This is a genomic window from Magnetovibrio sp. (genome assembly GCF_036568125.1).
Lineage (GTDB): Bacteria > Pseudomonadota > Alphaproteobacteria > Rhodospirillales > Magnetovibrionaceae > Magnetovibrio.
In genome coordinates, this window is the sequence record NZ_DATCTF010000012.1 from 145,832 (window position 1) to 166,960 (window position 21,129).

Here is a 21,129-nt window from a genome sequence, read left to right on the forward strand (position 1 = left end):
TCGCACACGCGGCCTGCGCCGCATGCCGGGGCGCCCGTAGCTCAGCAGGATAGAGCACCAGATTCCTAATCTGGGGGTCACAGGTTCGAATCCTGTCGGGCGCACCATTCTCCCCTAAATAACAATCTGTTAAGCGGCCAACACAAGGATGCTCTCGCGGTCGATGAGAAGATCGACGCTTTCACCGACATGGAAGATGTCTTCACCCCTTTTATGAGCGTGGTCGACGAGAACGAGGTCGCCGTTTACATCCACGCCATAACGAATGATCGAGCCCAGGAATTCCATATGCTCTACATTCCCATTGAGCTTTGCGTGCGCGTCACCGCCGCCGGTTCCCGCCGCGCACACATCGACATTTTGCGGACGAAAGACGATGGATCGCCCGTGCGAGTAGCCCTGGCTGAGCGGCACATCCATACCCCTGTCCGTGCGAAACACCAATGAACTTTCATCGGTGATGACCGAACCTTTGAGAATGTTCGCGGTGCCGAGAAACTTCGCCACAAATAAGTTGGCCGGTTTGTCGTACAGGTCGATGGGCGCACCGACTTGTTGAATGACACCCTGGTCCAATACCGCCATGCGGTCAGATGTGGTGTTCGCCTCTTCTTGATCATGGGTGACGAAAATCGTGGTGAGTTTGAGTTTTTGCTGCAAATCACGAATGTCGCGACGCATCTGGATGCGCAGGTTGGCATCCAGGTTTGACAACGGCTCATCCAGCAAAAGCACTTTCGGTTCAATCACGATGGTTCGCGCCAAGGCAATGCGCTGCTGTTGTCCACCGGACAATTGTGAAGGCCTGCGGTCGGCATAATCCAACAGCCCAACCATATCCAACGCCCTGTCCACGCGCTCGTTGATTTCGTGTTGGGGCCGCTTACGTTCTTCCAACCCAAAGGCGACGTTCTTGCGTACCGTCATATGTGGCCACAGGGCGTAACTTTGAAACACCATGCCCACGTCCCGCTTCCACGGCGGCAAATCCGCAACATCGTGATCTTGAATCAAGATGCGTCCGCTCGGCGTTGGGCCAAACCCGGCGATGGCGCGCAGAAGCGTCGACTTTCCCGAACCGGATGGTCCCAAAAAGGCAAAGAACTCTCCTTGCTTGATGGTCAGGTCAACGCCCTTCAAGACATGAGTGTCGCCAAACGACAAATTCAAATCTTCAATCACAACGCCAGCATTTTCATGTGCATTGGTCATTTTGTTAGGTCTCCTCCGCGACGATGGATTTGGGCTCACGGGCTTTTTTCCCGCGTTCAATAATCAAATGAGATGCATAGGTGCCGAGACCGACGAACAAGACCGCGATCACGCCCAATGCCGCACCGGGGCCACGCCCCGCTGCACTTTGCATGAATTCGTAGATGCCATACGCCAACGGCGCATCGGTTTCACGCGCCACCAACATGATGGTCGCCGACAGCTCGACCGCCGCCGTTGCAAAGCTGGTCACGAAGCCCGCGAGAATCCCGCCGGACATCAACGGGATCACGATGCGCCACACCGTGCGCGCCTTGGTCGCGCCAAGATTTTCCGCAGCCTCCTCCAACATGACACTGACTTGTTGGATCGCGGCGACACACGAACGCAAAGCGTAAGGCAAACGTCGAATGGTCATGGCGATAACGATAATCACCCACCAGGTCGCCAACGGCTCATCGATGAGCGGCACGTTGACACTGTGGAACGTCCGCAAATAACCAATACCGATGACCACGCCGGGAACCGCCAATGCGGCCGTGGCGCCGTAATCCAGCCACTTGCGCCCAACCAGATCGGTGCGCCACACGACATACGCGATAGCCGTCGCCAAGATGACGTCGATCAACGCCGCCAGTCCCGCATACAAAAGGGTGTTGGTGATGTACTGGGTCGCGGTCGAAAAGACCGTTATGTAGTGCTCGAACGTATAGGCATCGGGCAAAACGGCGTATGACCAAATGGTGCCGAACGACAGAAGCAACAGCCCCAGATGCGGGGACAACACCAGCACCAAAATCAACACGACCACCGCATAACAGCCGACTTTTTCCCACGGCCGCAAATCGCGTTTCATCAAACCGCCGCCACCTTTTTGCACGGTGGCGTAGTCCTTGCCTTTCAAGGCCCGCATGGAAACCCACAACGACAACAGAGAAAAGGCGACCAGGATTACCGAAATGACATAGCCCATGGGATCGGAAATGCCGATGGACGAGACCCGCAGGTACGCTTGCGGCGCCAGCATCGTGTTGACGTTCAACAGTAGCGGCGTGCCCAGATCGTCGAACACCTTAATAAATACCAAGGCAGCACCGGCGACGTAGCCGGGCATGGCGAGGGGAAATACGATACGCCGAAATAAACGTAGTCCGCTTGCGCCCAGATTTTGCGCGGACTCTTCCATCGATCGGTCGATGTTGCTAAGCGCCGCCGACAGATTGATGAGAATGAATGGAAAATAATGAATGCTTTCGACAAAGATCACGCCGTTCAGGCCTTCCATGAACGGGATCGTGAAGCCGAAATATTCGTCCAACAACAAGTTCACGGAACCGTTTGCGCCGAACAACAATTGCATCGCCACCGCACCGACGAACGGCGGCATGATCAGCGGTATGATGCCCAAGGTTTGAATCAGCACCGTGCCCCCGAAATTGAATCGGGTGGTGAAATACGACAATGGCATGGCGATGAGCGAAGCCACCACGACCGACATGGCGGCAACGTAAAATGAGTTGAAGAAAGATTCTCGAAATAACGAGTTACGGAAGAAATCGACAAAGTTGATGATCGTCGCCTCGCCCGTTCCGGGGTCTTGAAAAGCGACGAAGATGACTTGGCCGACTGGCACGACCAAGAACATGATCAAAAACAACGCGATCAAGAGTCCGACCACGGCCGGTCCGCGCTGTACCGAAGTTAATTGCAATGACATATCGCGTCCCAATCTGAATCATTGTCGAAAATGCCAAGCCGTCCCCGAAGGGACGGCTTGCGCAGTGGAACGCTTTACAGCATCGATTTGGCTTTTTCGGCCAACTCTTTGGCCTTGGCGTAATTCGCCTTAACCATAGTGTCCCATTCCTGTTCGACTTCAGCTTGGCGGCCTTCTACCTGGTCGCTCGCTTTCTTGCGGGATTTCTTGAAGATCGCTGCAAACTCTTTTTTGCCTGCCGTGGCTTCATCGACCGGAACCTTGGCGACCAAAGCGCGGGCTTCGGCGACCAGCGCGGCAGCAGCGGGGTTGCTCTTGCCTTTCAGGGCGGCGTCAGCTTCCTGAATGGCTTTGACGGCTGCGACCAAATCATCCATGCGATAGGTCACCATAACGTCGAACAAGGCGTTGACGACGTTGTAGCGATTCTTCGACAGATCCAGATCAAATTTCACAGCCGCACCGATCGACTTATCCTTGAACGGATTGGGAAAGCCTTCCGGTGCTTTTGCATAGGTCTTGGGGTTGACCGGGAGACGGCGGATCTTCGGATCCAACAACAGCTCCTGACCTTCCGGTGACAACAGGAATTCGACGAATTCCTCGGCAGCGGTTTGATTGGGCGCACCCTTAACGATGCCGACATTGGCTGGAACCAAGGTGGTGACTTCGGGATAAACGAAATCAACCGGGAAGCCAGACCCCATAGATGACAAGCCGAAGAAGTCAATCACGATGCCATACCCAAACTGGCCGCTGTTGACGCCATCGGGAACGCCGAAGCTGCGTTCCGTTACGGTTTTGAAATTGCCGGCGATTTCTTTCCACTCGGCCCAACCGGCATCCCAACCCATGCCCTGCAAGACCGTTTCAACGGTCAGATGGGTGGTGCCGGAACGCGACGGCGAGCTCATGCCGACGTGACCGTGATAGATGGGGTCCTTGAGATCCGCCCACTCTTTCGCAACGGGTAATTTCTTAGCCTTGGTATAGCGGGTATTCCACATGATACCGTAACCGGACGCGGCGAAGCCCATGTAATAGCCGTCCGGGTCGTTGATCGGAAACGCGCCGACCTTATCGGGAATACCTTCGGCTTTCGGCGTATATTTGGCCAACAAGCCGTCGCCTTTCAGCACTTCAAATGCGTCGGGAGCCGATGCCCAAAACAAGTCAGAAGTATTGTTGGCCGTTGTTTCCTGAATGAACTTGATGCCTGCCGAGGTCTTTTTGTTAAGAACCTCTACGGTCAAACCGGGGTTCTTTTTCTCAAACGCGTCCTTGAAAACCGCCGTCAAATCCTTGGGGAACGACGTCACAATGGTGAGTGTTCCTTCCGCAGCCATTGCTGCCCCCGATGCAATGGTCATAGCGAACGCCGCCACGGCACCGAGCGTCATAAACTTTTTCATAAACTAACCTCCCTGGTGATTGGAAGCGCTCACCGCCCCCGCATATCCAAGCACCCAGAGCAATCACCGTGCCAATGGGTAGCGGAAACACCAATCCGTTGAATTCATGAAATATTTTAAGAACGTTAGCCGCACACGGCGTATCGTCATGTGTCAACAGTGACCCATGACGGCCTGGCTCATGGGTCAACCCAGTTACGAAAAGTGATCGCGATTGAGGCCATACTTCTGCATCCGCAAGTACAGCGTTTTGCGCGGCAAGCCCAGCGCCGTGGCGGTCTCGCCTACCCGACCGTGATGTTCGCGAAGGGCGGATATGATGGTTGCACGTTCAAAGCAAGCCATGCGATCACGGAGCGTTTGCGCATTTCCATCGCCTTCACACACCACCCCGCCCTGGTCGTTCGGATCGCCCAACCCCAGCACGAAACGTTCCGCCACATTGCGCAATTCGCGGACGTTCCCGGGCCATGTGTGAACCATCAATTCCTGCAACTTGTCTTCACCTACGATGGGGACGGGGCGACGGTAGCGAGCCGCCGCACCGTCAACGAAATGGCGGAACAACAACGGTGCATCGTCAATACGATCGCGCAGCGGTGGCAGCGCCACTTGCGCGACTTGTAAACGATACAAAAGATCTTCGCGAAATGTACCCGCACTGGCCGCTTCCCGCAGGTCGACCTTTGACGCCGCCACCACGCGAACATCAACGGATACGGAATCGTTTCCCCCCACCCGTTCCAAGGTTCGCTCTTGCAACACCCGCAGCATGCGAACCTGCAAGCTCGCTGGCATGCTTTCAATTTCATCCAAAAACAACGTCCCGCCTTCGGCGTATTCGATTTTGCCGATGCGCCGTTTGTTGGCCCCGGTAAAGGCCCCCGCTTCATGACCGAACAGTTCGCTTTCGATGACGCTTTCAGCCAATGCACCACAGTTCAAAGCAACAAAGGGTTTCTTTCTGCGTCGGCCAAAATCATGCAAGCACCGCGCAACAACCTCTTTACCTGTACCGGTTTCACCGACCAACAAAACATCAACGTCGGTGTCAGCCAAATTCAGAACCAAATTTCGCAGGTTTTCCATGGCAGACGTTTTACCGATGATTTGGCCTTCCAACTCGCCACCCGCATCCAGTTCGCGGCGCAAGTCGCGGTTCTCCAAAACCAGCTTGCGCATATCCAGCGCGCGGCGGGCAATGCTCACCAATTGTTCTGGGGCTGCCGTTTTTTCCATGAAATCATACGCACCGTCGCGCATGGCTTGAACGGCAACGGGAATGTCGCCGTGGGCGGTGACGATCACCACCGGCAGGTCCGCATCAATGTTCATAACCCCAGCCAGAACATCCAGGCCGTTGACGCGCGGCATTTTCAAATCCGTCACCACAATACCCGGCCAACTGGGTGTGATATATTCCAGCGCCTCTTTTCCGCCACTGAACGACTTTACATCGAAACCTTCAAGTTCCAGTGTCTGAGACACCGACAGGCGCACTTCGTCTTCGTCATCTATGAGTATGATGCGGTTGATGTCGTTCACGTACAAACCCTCTATGTCATGGCGCAGGTTTCAGCCGCAGCCAAAACGTCGTGCCACTTCCGACGCGACTCTCCACGCGCATGGTACCGCCAAAATCCTTGATGATGTTGTAAGAAACCGACAGCCCCAATCCAAGCCCTTCGCCAACATCTTTCGTTGTGAAGAACGGATCGAAAACTTTTTTCAGATGTTCGTCGTCCATGCCCACACCCGTATCGCGAACCCGCAGTTCAACCCAATTATCCAGTGTATGAGCTGAAATAATAAGGCGACGCACGGGTGCATTCACCATGGCATCGATGGCGTTGTTAATCAGGTTGAGGACCACTTGTTCCAGACGCACCTGGCCGCCTAAAACATAGCGACAGGTTTCGTCAATCAGCACGTTGACTTCGATATTGTGCTCACTCATCCGGCGTTCCAAAAGCGTCAGCACATCATCGAGTACCGTGACAAGGTCGGTTCTCCGCAAATCGCGTTTCGGTTTACGCGCCAAGTCGCGGAGGCTTCCCGTGATGCGATTGGTCTTTTCCAAAAGCTCGCCAATTTTGTTGAGATTATCCTGTGCCTCGCTATTGCGGCCCTTTTCGATCAGCAATCCGGCATTGCGCGCGTAATGACGAATGGCCGCCAATGGCTGATTGATCTCGTGTGAAATTCCCGCCGTTAATTGACCGAGCGCCGCCAATTTAGCCGCTTGCACCAATTCGGCCTGGGTTTCGCTCAAGGTATCGCGAAAGGTTCTCAGCGATTGGGCCATCTGTGCGATTTCATCTTCGCCCCCCACCGGCACATCGGCACTCAAATCACCTTCGGCGATGGTACGCATGCTTTCATCCAATCGCGTTATCCGCCCCACCAACCCACGCCCGACGTACAACCACACGAACGGCACCGCAACCACCAAGCTGACGAACACGGCAACGACCAACCACAGTCGTCCTTGACGAATAGACGCCTGCGAGCGTTCGGCGGAACTCAGGGCCGCGGCAATTTCTTCATCGACGCGCTGAGTGATCAAAACATGAAAGGGCTCTAAAAGGGCTTGATTCTTGATCAACAGATCACGCTCGTCTTCCAAGTCTTTAAGCTCTTGCGTGCGTAACGCGAACACCCCTTGGGAGCCATTGGCGAAGGCCTGAATATCCTTGATTGATTGACGCAACGACAACGCACCGGGCACTGCTTCGACAGTGCGAAAGTTGGCATCGATACGACTTTCAATTTCACGAAAGAACAGTTCCGTTCCACGCAACGCATCTATGTTGGGAATGTTGGCTGCACGCCCGATCAGTTCTGCCAACAAACTGCCGTCGGCATTGATCATAAACAAAGAACGCTGCTTGGCCATTTCCCCATTCAAGGTCCCGGACGTTTCGGTCACCGTTCCGCTGCGACTGAGCGCCAGACTAATATTGAAGCGCGTGTCGTCGATCATCGGTTCGATCTCATCCAAGAAATCAGCCGATGCCCAACGCAACCTTTCAATCAATTCTTCTTTTCTCGCCGTGCGCGCAAGACGCAAGCTAACCACCGTGTCGAGATTTTTGAGATTGAGGCTCAACGCGCTGACCGCCTCCTTGAAATCTAAGAGCACCGCCCTTTGCGCGCCTGCCTTTTCCATTGCGTCCAAGACAGTCCCCATATCTCGCAGACGCGCAGACAACTGCAACCAAAGACGTTCACGTTCGGAATCGTCTTTGGCCGATGACAGTGCCGGCGCCGTACCAATGATTGCGCCGCCACGTTCCGCCAATTGCGCCGCCAATGTCACCGCCGGAACGTTGCTGCCGACAATCAATTCCAAGGTATCGCCGAGACGCGTAAAAGACACCCAGGCCACCACGGTGGCAACCATGGTCACCACCGCCACCGCACCGAATGCCCAGGACAGGCGTCCACGGATACCAATGCGGAACGGCGTGCTCATGATCTGCTCTTTGTGGTTTGGGCTTGCAGTGCATTCAGCGCGTCACTGGCCAATTTGTGAGCGCGATCTTGATGATCGCGCGCAAACGTCGCCCATTCGGATTCTAGCTTGATTTGACGAAACGGAACCGACAAGCCCGGTTTGTGACGCACAAAAACTGCCGACAATTCAGACGACGCCGCGTCATCAGCGGAAACGGGAACTTGACTCGCCAGACGTCTGGCTTCTTTCACCTGTTCGACCAAATGTGGTGCATTCACATTTTTGAGTGCCTCCTCCGCATCGTGAATGACCTTCCATGTGCGCCGCAGAGCTTGCAATCGGAACGTGATCATCACATCAAACATGGAATTGACCAGCTGATAACGCTGGCGCGAAAGCTGCGCATCGAAGGCGATACCCTTATTGGTCAGTTCATCGCCGAAGGGGTTTGCAAAATGTGCTGGTGCGGATTCGTATAAAGATTGCATCACCGGCAAGCGGCTGATCTCAGGATCGAACAAAAGCATTTGCCCCTGGTCGGATAGCACAAAATCAACGAACGCCTTGGCTGCGATGGGGTTGGTGGAACGCTTCACGATGGCGATATTGGCGGGTAAAAAAGCCGTTCCCGCGGGGTAGGCGAAATCAACAGGCGATCCGGTTGCTTTTGCCGACATGCCTAAAAAGTCAATCGCCGCGCCGATGCCAAACCGTTCCGCCAACACACCATCGATCACGCCAAAGCTACGCGCCGTAACCGTGGCCAGGTTCCCTCCAATTTCCGACAAGGTCGCCCAGCCATTTTCCCACCCTTGGCTTTGTAGAATGCTTTCGACAATAAGGTGAGTGGTACCGGAACGAGATGGTGCGGAAATGCCGATATGGTGCGCGTAGGAAGGATCCGTCAGGTCGCGCCAATTTTCCGGAGCCTTGAGGCCGAGGCGCTTTAAATAGTCTTGATGCCAAACGATGCCATATCCTGAAACGGCAAACCCCCTATAAAACCCATCCGGGTCATCAATCGGGTACGAGCCTATACGCGCGCCATCTTCGTCAGTTTGTAAAAAAGCCCGTTGCAGGTGCCCCGCTTCCTTGAGCACTTCAAATGCATCCGGGGCCGAAGCCCAAAACAGGTCGGCCGGCTCGTTCACGCGCTCATTGATAAAAGATATTGCGGCAGACGTTTTTTTGCTGCGCACGAACACCGTGACGTCCGAATACTTTTGTTCGAATGCGTTTTTAAATTTTTCAAACAGCGTCGGTGGAAAGGACGTGACGATAACCAGGGTTCCACTCACATTGGATGCAAAGACGCGTTGTGCGTTCCCCATGCACATTACAAACACGATAAATGTAATGCCAATCCAAACACGCTTGCTCATTCTCATGCTTTTCCCCATTCCTTCATGCAGGAGTATATGGGCTTGGTAGCGAGACGCAACTCACAGACATCGGGAGACGCTTCAGGCTCATTGAACCCAGTGCATGGATATGAGACAAAACACTATGACCGATCAATCCCCAAAGACACCTCCCAGTATCGTGTTGCTGCGCCACGGCGAAACGCAATGGAACCGCGAAGGCCGGTACCAAGGCCAGCATGATTCACCCTTGACCTTAAACGGGATCGGGCAAATTCGGGCTATTGCTGAGACCTTGCGCCCCGTCATTGAAGAGCTGGGACGCTGCCAACTGTGGTCCAGTCCCCTTGCAAGAACACGGCAGTCTGTCTCCATATTTTGCGAACAACTCGGCCTTTCCTATGCCGATGTTCTGTTCGACGATCGCTTGATGGAGCGCTCATATGGGCGTTGGGAAGGACTGACTATGGGCGAAATCGCGGCGCGCTACCCCGAAGATGTGAAACTGGAACAATCCGATCGCTGGAACTTTGCCATACCCGAAGGCGGTGAATGCTTTGCTGATGTAGCCAGAAGGCTCAGGAACTGGCTTAACGAAATTCCCAACGATATGCCGGTCATCACCATGGCTCATGGCGGATCTGGCAGGGTTCTGCGCGGGGTTTGCATGAACCTAAAACCGGAAAACATTTTCGCTTTCAACGACCCGCAATCGTCGGCTTTTGTGATGTCTGAAACAACGACAAAAACTGTTCAAGCCGCCCCGCAATACCTCCGCGCGTTCGGCTGTGCTGATGCTGGTCTGGGTGTGCGTATCTGATCATCATCTCAAGTTTCGATGGCACACTGATGGCACAATTGGAGAAGAATAACGTCGATACTCAGGAATAATTGAGGTTCAAGCATCAGCCCGACCACCCCACGTTTTCTTATCCTCACTTATCACACAACGTCGTTATGGGGTTTTGGCCCCGCGAGCCCTCAATATTGCTTGCTGGTTGTCCAACGGACTGCTGAATATCAAAACATTTCCAGTGTTGTCACGGACCCGAACATCACGGCTGCCATAGTCGCGCTCGGCGCGATCGCCATATTCTCAAAAAACGCCCGCATATGTGTCAGTTGATGGCGTTTATGCACAAAGTTATCGACGGCGGTGTGGATGCACGATACTGATGTGCGATGAAATCGGATAACAATCTTGAAATATTTCTGGTTGCGACGCCGGGTCTGGAAGACGTGCTCCGCGCGGAAGCCGTGGAAAAGGGATTCCGCAAGCCTACACCCGTGGTGGGCGGCGTAACGATCCGGGGCAACTGGACCGATGTGTGGCGCGCGAATCTCGAAATTCGTGGCGCCAGTCGGGTGCTTGTGCGCATCGACGCTTTTCGCGCTCAGCATCTTTCGCAGTTGGACAAGCGCGCACGCCAGTTTGCCTGGGGCGACATCCTGCGCCCGGATGTTCCCATTCGCGTCGAGGCGACGTGCAAAAACTCGCGTATCTATCATTCCGGTGCGGCGGCACAGCGCATCGAACAGGCCATCCACGACGTTCTTGGCGCGCCCATCTCACGCGAGGGCGACGTCAGCATCAAGGCGCGCATCGAAGACAACATGTGCACCATCAGCATCGACACCTCCGGGGCGACGCTACACAAGCGCGACCACAAGGAAGCCGTCAGTAAGGCGCCGATGCGCGAGACGCTCGCATCGCTGTTTCTGCGACAGTGCGGATACAAAGGCAACGAACCGGTTGTCGATCCCATGTGTGGTTCGGGCACGTTCGTTATCGAGGCCGCAGAAATTGCCGCAGGTCTCTATCCCGGCCGGACCCGTCACTTTGCATTTGAGCATCTGGTGAATTTCGACGAAACCGTCTGGCGCGATCTGCGTGCGCGTCCTGGCCGACCGATGCCCGACGTTCACTTTTTCGGCTATGATCGCGACGCTGGTGCAATCCGCATGAGCCGCGCCAATGCCGAGCGGGCCGGGGTGGCCCATCTGGTCGAATTCGCCCAACAGCCGGTCAGCGAGCTGACCCCGCCAGACGGCCCGCCCGGTTTGGTGATCGTCAATCCACCCTATGGCAGCCGCATCGGGAATATGAAAAATCTGTATCCGCTTTACAGCGCGCTTGGCCAGACGCTCAAAGAGCGCTTTTCCGGCTGGCGAGTCGGTCTGGTGACCAATGCCGATTCATTGGCTAAGCAGACCAAACTGCCGTTCACGCAGCAAACCCCGCCCGTGTCCCACGGCGGCATATCCATCAAGATGTATGCCACTCAGCCGCTCAAATAGGGCAAAACCACCCGCGCATTTCACCTCAGCTACCGTTTCGCAGATTGCATCAAAATTGCATTGTGCAACAAAAAACCACGCTTCAATCCTGTCCTCGAATCACTGATCGTTTAAAACCAAGATGTTATAGGACCCGCGCAATTGGTGCGATTATTGCATTTAATCCCAAATGCTGGTCTGCTGGGGGACAATGCGTATGTTGAGAGATGAAGAATTTAAGAGGATGCGCAAAAGGCTTGCCGAAGGCGTTGGAAAGATATGCGCCGAGTGCAAAACACCCCTGATAAGCCGTTCGGAACTCAACCTCGCAAACCCTGATAAATGCAAATGCCGGTGTGCCAGAGTCAACGTTCTGTGTGACGCGATGACGGGTATCGACGTTGAGGAACATGACGACGAGCGCGAATAAAAAAAGCGCCCACGCGGCACCGCTTCACGACATCAAAAGCAGCGTTTTTTCAAATACCGGCGCGCGTGGATCAAGCAAGGCCTCGAACGCTTGAAAGTGATGGCCACCGGGAACGGTCAGGCGTTCGACCGTAACGCCATGATCGCCCCAGGCATCGCGCAGCCTGTCGGACTGTTCGTGAAAGCCGTCGCTTTCCGCACCGCCCACCGCCGCGATGAACGGTGCTGTCGATGAGGGTATCAGGCGCATCGGACTGAGCACCATGGCGCTTTGCCGGTCTAAGCCGACCTTGGCGTTGATGGTCGTCTCGACCAACTGGGTCAAATCGAACAGACCCGAAATCGCCACGCCACCTTTGAACAGATCGACCGGCGCTTGCGCATCGATGGCACGCCAATCCGTGCACATCATCATCGCCGCCAAATGGCCGCCAGCGGAATGGCCGACGACGAACATGCGATCGGGGTCGCAGCCCAGAGCGTCAGCGTTGCGCCACAGCCACAGTGATGCTTGGCGGATTTGATCTGTAATGCCATCGAGGCTGATGTCGGGGCAAAGTGTGTGATTGACCACCGCCACGCCAATTCCGGCGGCATTGAACGCGCGCGCGGCAAAGGCGTTGTCGGCTTTGTCCAGGGCTTGCCAATAGCCGCCGTGAATCAACAGCACCACGGGCGTCGGCGCATGCGCCCCCATCGCGGGAAAGAAGTCCAACGTTTCGGACGGCGCATCGCCATAGGCCTGATCCAGTTTCGCGTCCGTGCATGCGGCCTTGTATGCGTCCGACATGGCCCGCCACTGGGCGAAGATAGCCAGATGATCGGGCACGGCGGCACGCACGTTGAAACGTTGTTCCTGAACCGGATCGATGCTCACGGTGGTACGAATCCTTTTCAAACCCCGAGGAACCGGTGCTGCATGGCTTCGTCCGCCAACAGATCCTCGGACGTGCCGCTCCACACCACACGGCCTTTTTCCATGACGAAGTGTTTATCGGCGATGCGCGCCATGGCTTTGGGGTGTTTGTCGATAACCAAAATCGCCTGGCCGGAATCTTTGAGATTGTACTCCAAAACGGCCCAGATTTCTTCGCGGATGATCGGCGCAAGGCCTTCGGTCGCTTCGTCCAAAATCAAAAATTTCGGATTGGTCATCAGGGCGCGGCCGATGGCGAGCATCTGTTGTTCGCCACCCGACAGCGTGCGCGCGTATTGGCTGGCGCGTTCTTGCAAACGCGGGAACAACGCCATCACCCGCTCGACGGTCCAGGGCTCCGCCGCACGGCCGTGATTGGCCGCCGTCGCCACTAGGTTTTCCAACACCGTCAAGTTTGAGAACACCAGTCGGCCTTCGGGCACATAGCCGATGCCCAACTGGGCGATGCGGTGCGGCGGCAGCTTGCGCAGGTCGTGACCGTCGAATTTTATCGTGCCGCTTGCCGCCGGACTCAAACCCATGATGGTGCGCACCGTGGTGGTTTTGCCCATACCGTTGCGGCCCATCAAGGTTACCACCTCGCCCGCCGCGATGGACAGGTCGACGCCGAACAGCGCTTGGCTGGGGCCGTAAAACGTCTCGACGGATTGCAGTTCCAACAGCGCCATGTCAGCCCTCGTCACCCAGGTAGGCCCGGCGCACCTCGGTATTGGCGCGCACCTCGTCGGGGCTGCCGGTCATCAGCACGCTGCCCTTGACCAGCACGCTGACCACATCGGCCAAGGCGAACACCACGTCCATGTCGTGTTCCACCAGCAAAATGCTGACCTCGCCTTTCAAGGGCCGCAGGATTTCCATCATCGCCAAGCTTTCGCTTTGGCCCATGCCCGCCATCGGCTCGTCCAACAGCAACACCGTCGGCCCCGCCGCCAACGCCATCGCCAGTTCCAGTTGGCGCTGTTCGCCGTGGGCCAACTCGGTCACTTTCAGGTTGGCCTTGTCTTCCATGCCGACCCGTTTGAGCGCCAGGCGCGCGGGTTGGCGCAAGCTGGGGTCGCGGCGCGCGCGCGCCCAAAACTGAAAGCTATGACCCTGTTGCGCCTGGATCGCCATGGCGACGTTGTCTTCGGCGGTGAAGTCGGGAAACAGGCTGGTGATCTGGTAGGAGCGCTGCAAACCCAACTGCGCGCGGCGATACGTCGGCATGTGGGTGACATCGCGACCGTCGAAACGCACCCGCCCGCTGTCGGGCGCAATCTCGCCACTCAACTGCCCGATGGCGGTGGACTTGCCCGCACCGTTGGGACCGATCAAAGCATGGATCTGGCCGCGTTTGAGCGAAAACGTCAAACCGTCCGACGCCGTCACCGCGCCGAACGACTTGGTCAGTTCGATCACTTCGAGAACCGGGTCAGTCATCGCCGTTCCTCCGTCCGGTGAGCCAGCCGTAAATGCCGCCGCGCAAATACAGCACCACCAAAACCAAGAACGGCCCCAAGATCACCATCCAGTGTTCGGTGAAATTCGACAGCACCTCTTCCATCAGCAACAAGGTCGCCGCGCCCAGCACCGGACCGATCAACGTGCCCATGCCGCCCAAGATCACCATCACCATGATCTCGCCCGAACGAGTCCAATGCATCATCCCGGGACCGACGAATTCGGTGTGGTTGGCCGCCAATGCCCCGGCCAGTCCTGCGCCCATCCCGGCGATCACGAACGCCGTAAGTTTGTAGCGATAGGTTGGAAAGCCGAGCGCCTTCATGCGCGGCTCGTTTTGTTTGCAGCCTTTCAGCACCATACCGAAGCGACTGCTGACAATGCGGCGCGTCAAACCCAGAAACGCCAACAACAGCGCCAGGACCAAATAATAGAATTCCCGATCGTCATAAAGATCGAACGGCGGCAGGTTGGAACGTTCCCACAAATTCAGCCCGTCCTCGCCACCGTAAGTCGGCAGCGAAATCATCAAGTAATAAAGCATCTGCGCGAACGCCAAGGTGATCATGATGAAATAGACCCCTTGGGTGCGCAGGCTCAACGCGCCGATCACCAAGGCGAACAAGCCCGCCGTCAAGATCGCCAGCGGCCACTGGATCACCGCGGCGGTGCTGCCGGTCCAATCGCCGGGCAAAAAGGCGATGGCTTCGCTGTTGAACGCATGGTGGGTGAGAATACCCACCACGTACGCGCCGATGCCGAAAAACGCGCTGTGGCCAAAACTGACCATCGCGCCGAAGCCCAAGATCAGATCGAGGCTCACCGCCGCGATGGCGTAGATCAGAACCCGGCTGGCGATGGTGGTGAGAAACGGCTCGCCCATCGCTTCCGCGACCACCGGCAAGGTCGCCAGAATCAGCAAGCCGACGCTGTGGACGATCGTTCGACGGTTCACGTTCCAGCCCATCACATCACCCGCCGTAAGCCTGGAACAAGCCGCGCGGCCGCCAAATCAGCACCACCGCCATGAGCACGTAGATACTCATGCTCGACAGCGACGCGCCGACGCTGTCGGCGGTGGACGGTTCGAAAAACGTCCGCATGATCATCGGCAAGAACGCCCGGCCATAGGTGTCGACCACCCCCACCAGCAATGCGCCGACCAACGCGCCGCGCACCGAACCAATGCCGCCGATGATGATCACGACGAAGGTGAGGATGAGAATTTTTTCGCCCATGCCGACCTCGATGGCCAACATCGGGCCGGCCATCGCGCCCGCCAGTCCCGCCAGCATCGCGCCGATGCCGAATACCACCGTGAACAGACGGTCGATGTCCACACCCATGGCCCCGACCATTTCGCGGTGCGTGGCGCCGGCGCGGATCAACATGCCCAGACGGGTGTTGACGATTAGGTGACGCAACACGATGCCGACCAACAGCCCCACCGCAATGATGAACAGGCGGTAAGCCGGATACGGCGCGCCGGGAATGATTTCGATGGTGCCCGACAGCCACGTCGGCGTGGACAGAAACAACGCCTGCGGCCCCCAGATGATCTTGGTCAGTTCGTTGACCGTCAAGATCACGCCGAACGTCGCCAGAACCTGGTCCAAATGATCGCGTGCGTACAAGCGCCGCAACGCCAGCAGTTCGATCACCACACCCGTCGCGCCCGCCGCCGCCATGCCCGCCAAAACGCCGATGGCGAAATTGCCGCTGGCCAGCGTCACAGACGCGGTGACGTAAGCACCGACCATATACAATGAGCCGTGCGCCAAGTTGATCAGGTGCATGATGCCGAACACCAGCGTCAAACCCGCCGCCAGCAAAAACAACATCACGCCTTGCTGAAGACCGTTGAGCGTTTGTTCGAGAAAGAGAACCAGCGTCATGTCGGGAGATCACTTAAAAAAGAACGGGGCCGGGGGACGCATGCGCCCCCGGCCCCAGCATGTTTGTGCGATCACATTTTGCAATCGGCGGCGTATGCGTCGGCATGATCGGTGAACACCTTGCCGACCAACCTGTTGGTGACGCCTTCGCCATCCTTGACCACTTCACGGACATAGATGTCTTGAACCGGATGCTGATTGGGACCGAACTTGAACGCCCCGCGCACGGAGGTAAAGTCCGCCGCCTTCAGCGCCGCGCGGAACGCGTCGCCATCCTTGACGTTGCCGCCGACCTTGGCGATGGCGCTGTCGAGCAGCATCGCCGCGTCATAGCCCTGCGACGCATACAGCGACGGCTTGCGGCCATATGCTTCGACGAACGCACTGGCGAACGCCGTGTTCGCGGCGTTGTCCAAATCGTGCGAATACTGCGACGTGTTGAAGGTGCCGATCGCCGCATCGCCGACAGCCTTGAGGATACCTTCGTCGAACGAAAACGCCGGGCCGAACAACGGCACATCCTGGGTCAAACCAGCTTGGGCGTACTGCTTGACGAAGTTGATGCCCATGCCGCCGGGCAGGAAGAAGAACACCGCGTCGGGTTTCGCCGCACGCAGGTTGGCGATTTCCGCGGCGTAATCGACTTGGCCCAATTTGGTGTAGACCTCGGCCGCAACAGCGCCTTTGTAGTAACGCTTGAAACCTGCCAACGCGTCCTTGCCCGCCGGATAGTTCGGCGCCATCAGATAGACGTTCTTGAAGCCCTTGTCGGTGACGTACTGACCCATGGCTTCGTGCAGGTTGTCGTTCTGCCACGCCACGTTGAAATAGTTGGCGTCGCATCCTTTACCGGCCAGATCGGACGGGCCGGCGTTGGGGCTGATGTAGACCTTGCCCGCACGGGTGACGCTCGGCACCACCGCCATGGCGAGGTTCGACCACACAATGCCGGTGACCACGTCGACGTCGTCTTGCTTGATCATGCGGGTGGCGATCTGCTTGGCGTTTTCGACCTTGCGCGCATCGTCGACAACGGTCAGTTCCGTCGCCACACCGCCAAGCATGCCGTTCTTTTGTTTCAGCGCCAGTTCAAAACCGTCGCGAATATCGACACCCAACGATGCGCCCCCGCCCGATAGCGTGGTGATCATGCCGATTTTGACGGCGTCGGCGGCGTACGCCGGCAGCGTTGCGATAAAGCTGAGTGCCGCAGCTGCGGCAAGGCCCTGAATGCGTTTCATGTCGTTTGGGACTCCCCCTATCAAAATATATGCAGGCACGCCCGTCACCCTGCGGACGGCCAAGTTCGAACGACACTAAATTATGTTTCGCCATCAGACAATGGATGAGCTGGACTATGCTCATGTCCCCATGAGAAAAGGAACTCTTGTGTTTGGCAGCACCAAACGGGTACTCCGGCAGACAGGATGGCGACCACCTGAAAGCCGTCCGGCATCGCTGCACGTAAGTTTGTTACGACTCTCAACAGCGTTCAAGTTGCATCCATCATCGCCAGCGCCTGGTCGCGCAATACTGCGTTGTTTTCGCCCCATGCTTTCATCTGTTCGAATTCGTCATTGGTAAAACCGAAGTCTCGCGCAAGTTTGCGAACCATTTTCGATTCGGCATCAGGAAACATATTGTCGCCGCACGCCAAGGTCAGAATTTCGAGCATGGCCGCAATTTTCACTTCACGTGTGTCGAAGACGTCCAGGGATGGTTTCGCGTACAGTTGTTGTGGAGACACCGGCACGTTGGTGTGCAAGCCGTTGAGCAGTTCGTCCAGCAAATCGCCTTCTTTTTCCGAAATGCTGTGATCCGAAACGACCAGATGATGGGCGATAACCACCAACACGCGTTTTTGGTCATCATTCAAAACTCGAAGGAACATTGCTTTCTCTCCACCATATCGGCCACACTCTTATGTGGCCTGTCGTATCTTCTAGTTTACAAAAGAATCAAAATTCTGTGTGACAAAGAGAGGTCGAGATGATTTCCAAATACTTACACATACCGATCGTTGCCTTCTGTATTGGCATTCCTAGCGCTCCGGCTTATTCACAGGAAAAAGTCACGGACACATTTACATACCTACAAAAAGAACCGATGACACTTTTCGACGCGGGCATGAAAAGCATCCGCAGACTTGCGTTGGACACGGCAGCTAACCTCTCATCCACACCAGGTGTCGATGCCACATCAATCGTACGCTACATGTCTACCAGCAATGAAATAGAAATTTTATTTAGCATCAAATCCAAGAATATCGAAGACATCGAACACCTGCGCCAACAGTGCATCAAGATACGAAAAAGTACGCTTCTCAAAATGTTTAGGATCGGTTTGACCGACTATTCCACACCCTTATCCGTCCGGGAACGCATTCGCAATCGTATCGGCGGTCAATTTGCCCACGAACCAGCCGGAACGATTGCTGAGACCGTTTCTTTAGGAGAGCGTCTCGCCGCCGTGACTTTTTTTGCGGTCAAGCTTACTCCTGCATCAGCGCCGGATGTCAGCGTAACATGCCGGGCCTTGGTCACCGACTCCATCGAGCAAGCCACACAATAATAAGAGATTGCTGTCGCTAAACGTCCGTGCCCGGTTCGACGCTTGGCGCAGGTGTGGCGGGCGCCATATGCAAAACGCGTTGCGGGAAAGGAATTTCGATGCCCTTTTCCTTGAAAGCGTCATGAATGGCAAAGCGAATGTCTGAGCCGGTCTGCAGACGTTGTTCGACGTCGGAAAGAAATGCCCGCAGTTCAAAGTTCAGCGAACTGTCGGCGAAGTCGGTGAACAGCACCGATGGCTCTGGATAACCCATAACGTTGGGGTGCGACTTTGCGCAATCGAGCAGCACACTTTTCACCAAACGCGGATCGGTGCCATAGGCGACCCCGACCATGACCTCGACCCGGCCGAGAATGTTTTTGTGGGTCCAGTTCACCACCGGCGTGGCGATCAAATCGGCATTGGGAATGATGACGCTGGCGCGCTGAAAAGTTTCCACTTCCGTCGAGCGCACGTTGACCTTTTTGACCTTGCCTTCGTGGCCGCCGATGACCACCCAATCGCCCGGTTTGATCGGACGTTCCGCCAGCAAGATCAAACCCGAGACGAAGTTGTTGACGACGTTTTGTAAACCGAAACCAAGCCCGACCGACAACGCGCCAGCGATCAACGCCAAATTGGTCAGGTCGAGGCCGAGCACCGCGACAGCCGCCAAAAAGGCGACCACCACCCCGATGTAACCAACCCCGGTTTTGAGGGCATCGCGCACCCCCTTATCCTTGGTCAAATTCGGCAAAATGTGACGTTCGAGACCTTTTTGGATCAACCGCGTCACAAAGATGATGGCCAAGAAGATCGATAGGCCGATCAAGATGTCGACCAGCGAAAGCGTGTACGAACCGATTTGAATGCCGCGCATCAGCTTGGCCAACGACATCGCCGATTCCTCGGCGCCGAGCCCCCAGATGGGCAACAACACAAACGCCGCAACCGTCAACAAGATCAGGTCCAAGACGGTGCGCAGCCAAAACAACGTACGTTCGCCGGCTTCACTATCTAAGGCAAAGATATTGCGGATGCCGCGGCCGACGAGGCCGCCGCTGTCCAACGACATGGCCAAGCTCTCGCGACCGACGCTTCTGAGCAAGCCAAAACCCGCCAGCACCAATACGCTCATGACGATGGCGCGCATCAGATACGCCGCCAATCCCGGGTATCCGATCACCGCGGCGATCGGCAACGCCACCAGCCCCATGGTCATAAATGCACGCAGCCGGGGAAACTGCGATTCCGGCGTCTTCGCATTGGGCTCTTCGAATGCGGCTAATGCCCCCCATATGCGTGAACTCATCATCGAGATCAACAACGGCACCAGACTGAGGGTGAACAAAAACGCCGCCACGCTGCCCAGTTCTTCGGATGGGGTCGCCCATGACGTGGCTTGATACAAACCATCGAAGGTGAGAAACACACCCAAGGCCAGTTTCAAGCGAAAGCTGAGAATGCGCGAAGCGGTCTGGCCGAAATCGAGCAGATGCCATTCTTGGCGTAGCGGGGTCAGACCGGCATTGATCAAAGCGTAACCGAAAAAGAACAGCACCAAGTCTCTGACCACGCCTTCGACAACCGTCTTCAGCGGATCTTGGATCAATTCGCGATCGAACAGCAGCCCGCCGACCAGCACCACAAAAATGATCGGCGCCAACGACCGTCCGCCGCCTTCGGCCAAGCCCGCCAGCAGTCGGCGGCTGTAACTGGGCTGTTCCCCCCCCTGAACCCGACCGAACCGTCTGCGCAGCCACAGTCCCACAACCCACCCCGCAACCGCGGCCATCAGGGCAATGGTCAGGTTGCGCCACAACGACACAAGTTCGGATGGATTGGTTTGCAGTTCCATCCACCACTTTTCGGGTGCTTCGACAAATGACGCTTTGAACAACTGCGCGGCTTCCGGCGCGGCGATCACCCAGGCCTTGTGGTTGAGCGGACTGACCGAGCGATCGAACAGGACGTCTTTCAGCCGACTGCGCGAACGGGAGGTTATCTTTGCCAATGCTTGATCGACCTTGGCGATGATCAAGCCTGCCTGTTTGGCATTGCCTTCAAACGTCGACAAATCCTTGCCGAGTTCCTTGCGGCGTTTTTGGATCACTTCGGATTCGGTGTTTGCATCTTCTGCGGGCGGTGGACCCAGTGCATCCAACAGTCCCTTGCTTTGCTTGGCTTGTTTGAGCGCAGCCTCTCGCGCCGCGACGGCTGCGTCGGCGATGGTTTTCAATTCTGCGCGCAGGTCGCGCTCTTCCAAACTGCCGGTGCGTCCGCTGCCGACACGTTTTTCGATCTTTTCAACCGCGCGGTCCCAGGTCCGAGCCTGCTTGTCGAAATCAACCACCGCATCGGCGGCGATGGCCAAATGGGCAATCAGCAAGACCTGCACGAACGCCAACAGTCCGCAAAACCGAAACAACCGTTTAGCCATCG

At 56.4% G+C, this 21,129-nt stretch carries 17 protein-coding genes and 1 tRNA gene; 4 read left to right on the top strand and 14 right to left on the bottom strand.

Features of this window, described 5'->3' with window-relative positions:
* The first annotated feature begins 30 nt into the window (after positions 1-30).
* Positions 31-107: transfer RNA gene (locus VIN96_RS10165), tRNA-Arg, on the top strand.
* A 22-nt stretch (positions 108-129) separates the two neighbouring features.
* Here VIN96_RS10165 and VIN96_RS10170 read toward each other — a convergent pair.
* The 6 genes from VIN96_RS10170 to VIN96_RS10195 form a co-directional block, all read right to left on the bottom strand.
* Complete coding sequence (locus VIN96_RS10170; RefSeq protein ID WP_331895928.1) at positions 130-1,212, bottom strand: ABC transporter ATP-binding protein; 1,083 nt, start codon at positions 1,210-1,212, stop codon at positions 130-132.
* Between the two features lie 4 nt (positions 1,213-1,216).
* Positions 1,217-2,929, bottom strand: a complete 1,713-nt coding sequence (locus tag VIN96_RS10175) for an iron ABC transporter permease (protein ID WP_331895930.1) — start codon at positions 2,927-2,929, stop codon at positions 1,217-1,219.
* Positions 2,930-3,003: 74 nt separating this feature from the next.
* Positions 3,004-4,341, bottom strand: a complete 1,338-nt coding sequence (locus tag VIN96_RS10180) for an ABC transporter substrate-binding protein (RefSeq protein ID WP_331895931.1) — start codon at positions 4,339-4,341, stop codon at positions 3,004-3,006.
* Between the two features lie 195 nt (positions 4,342-4,536).
* Entirely contained in the window at positions 4,537-5,886 is a 1,350-nt protein-coding gene (locus tag VIN96_RS10185) for a sigma-54 dependent transcriptional regulator (protein ID WP_331895932.1), read from the bottom strand.
* A 16-nt stretch (positions 5,887-5,902) separates the two neighbouring features.
* Entirely contained in the window at positions 5,903-7,816 is a 1,914-nt protein-coding gene (locus VIN96_RS10190) for an ATP-binding protein (protein ID WP_331895933.1), read from the bottom strand.
* Entirely contained in the window at positions 7,813-9,180 is a 1,368-nt protein-coding gene (locus VIN96_RS10195; RefSeq protein WP_331895935.1) for an ABC transporter substrate-binding protein, read from the bottom strand. The genes VIN96_RS10190 and VIN96_RS10195 overlap by 4 nt, the downstream gene beginning before the upstream one ends.
* Positions 9,181-9,304: 124 nt before the next feature.
* On the opposite strand from VIN96_RS10195, the gene VIN96_RS10200 reads away from it, so the two are divergent.
* On the top strand, positions 9,305-9,979 hold the full coding sequence (locus tag VIN96_RS10200) for a histidine phosphatase family protein (RefSeq protein WP_331895936.1): 675 nt from the start codon (positions 9,305-9,307) through the stop codon (positions 9,977-9,979).
* Positions 9,980-10,341: 362 nt separating this feature from the next.
* Positions 10,342-11,457 (top strand): class I SAM-dependent RNA methyltransferase, encoded by a 1,116-nt coding sequence (locus VIN96_RS10205; RefSeq protein ID WP_331895937.1) that lies wholly within the window; start codon positions 10,342-10,344, stop codon positions 11,455-11,457.
* A 433-nt stretch (positions 11,458-11,890) separates the two neighbouring features.
* On the opposite strand, the gene VIN96_RS10210 is transcribed toward VIN96_RS10205, so the two are convergent.
* From VIN96_RS10210 to VIN96_RS10240, 7 genes are all read right to left on the bottom strand, one after another.
* A complete protein-coding gene (locus VIN96_RS10210) occupies positions 11,891-12,742 on the bottom strand; it encodes an alpha/beta hydrolase (protein ID WP_331895938.1) in 852 nt (283 codons plus the stop codon).
* Between the two features lie 17 nt (positions 12,743-12,759).
* Positions 12,760-13,470: an ABC transporter ATP-binding protein gene (locus tag VIN96_RS10215; RefSeq protein ID WP_414675605.1), complete on the bottom strand. Its 711-nt coding sequence runs from the start codon at positions 13,468-13,470 to the stop codon at positions 12,760-12,762.
* A 1-nt stretch (position 13,471) separates the two neighbouring features.
* Positions 13,472-14,221 carry an ABC transporter ATP-binding protein gene (locus VIN96_RS10220; protein WP_331895939.1) on the bottom strand — a complete coding sequence of 250 codons (750 nt, stop codon included), beginning with the start codon at positions 14,219-14,221 and terminating at the stop codon, positions 13,472-13,474.
* Positions 14,214-15,197 carry a branched-chain amino acid ABC transporter permease gene (locus VIN96_RS10225; RefSeq protein ID WP_331895940.1) on the bottom strand — a complete coding sequence of 328 codons (984 nt, stop codon included), beginning with the start codon at positions 15,195-15,197 and terminating at the stop codon, positions 14,214-14,216. Before VIN96_RS10225 ends, VIN96_RS10220 begins: the two co-directional genes overlap by 8 nt.
* A gap of 16 nt (positions 15,198-15,213) precedes the next feature.
* Positions 15,214-16,137: a branched-chain amino acid ABC transporter permease gene (locus tag VIN96_RS10230; protein ID WP_331895942.1), complete on the bottom strand. Its 924-nt coding sequence runs from the start codon at positions 16,135-16,137 to the stop codon at positions 15,214-15,216.
* Positions 16,138-16,208: 71 nt separating this feature from the next.
* The gene (locus VIN96_RS10235; RefSeq protein ID WP_331895944.1) at positions 16,209-17,378 is read right to left on the bottom strand and encodes an ABC transporter substrate-binding protein; all 1,170 of its coding nucleotides are present in this window, start codon (positions 17,376-17,378) and stop codon (positions 16,209-16,211) included.
* A 251-nt stretch (positions 17,379-17,629) separates the two neighbouring features.
* Positions 17,630-18,028: a hypothetical protein gene (locus tag VIN96_RS10240; protein WP_331895946.1), complete on the bottom strand. Its 399-nt coding sequence runs from the start codon at positions 18,026-18,028 to the stop codon at positions 17,630-17,632.
* Between the two features lie 98 nt (positions 18,029-18,126).
* On the opposite strand from VIN96_RS10240, the gene VIN96_RS10245 reads away from it, so the two are divergent.
* Entirely contained in the window at positions 18,127-18,708 is a 582-nt protein-coding gene (locus tag VIN96_RS10245; protein WP_331895948.1) for a hypothetical protein, read from the top strand.
* Positions 18,709-18,724: 16 nt separating this feature from the next.
* Here the strand turns inward: VIN96_RS10245 and VIN96_RS10250 are convergent, their stop codons facing one another.
* Complete coding sequence (locus tag VIN96_RS10250) at positions 18,725-21,127, bottom strand: mechanosensitive ion channel domain-containing protein (RefSeq protein WP_331895949.1); 2,403 nt, start codon at positions 21,125-21,127, stop codon at positions 18,725-18,727.
* Positions 21,128-21,129 lie beyond the last annotated feature (2 nt).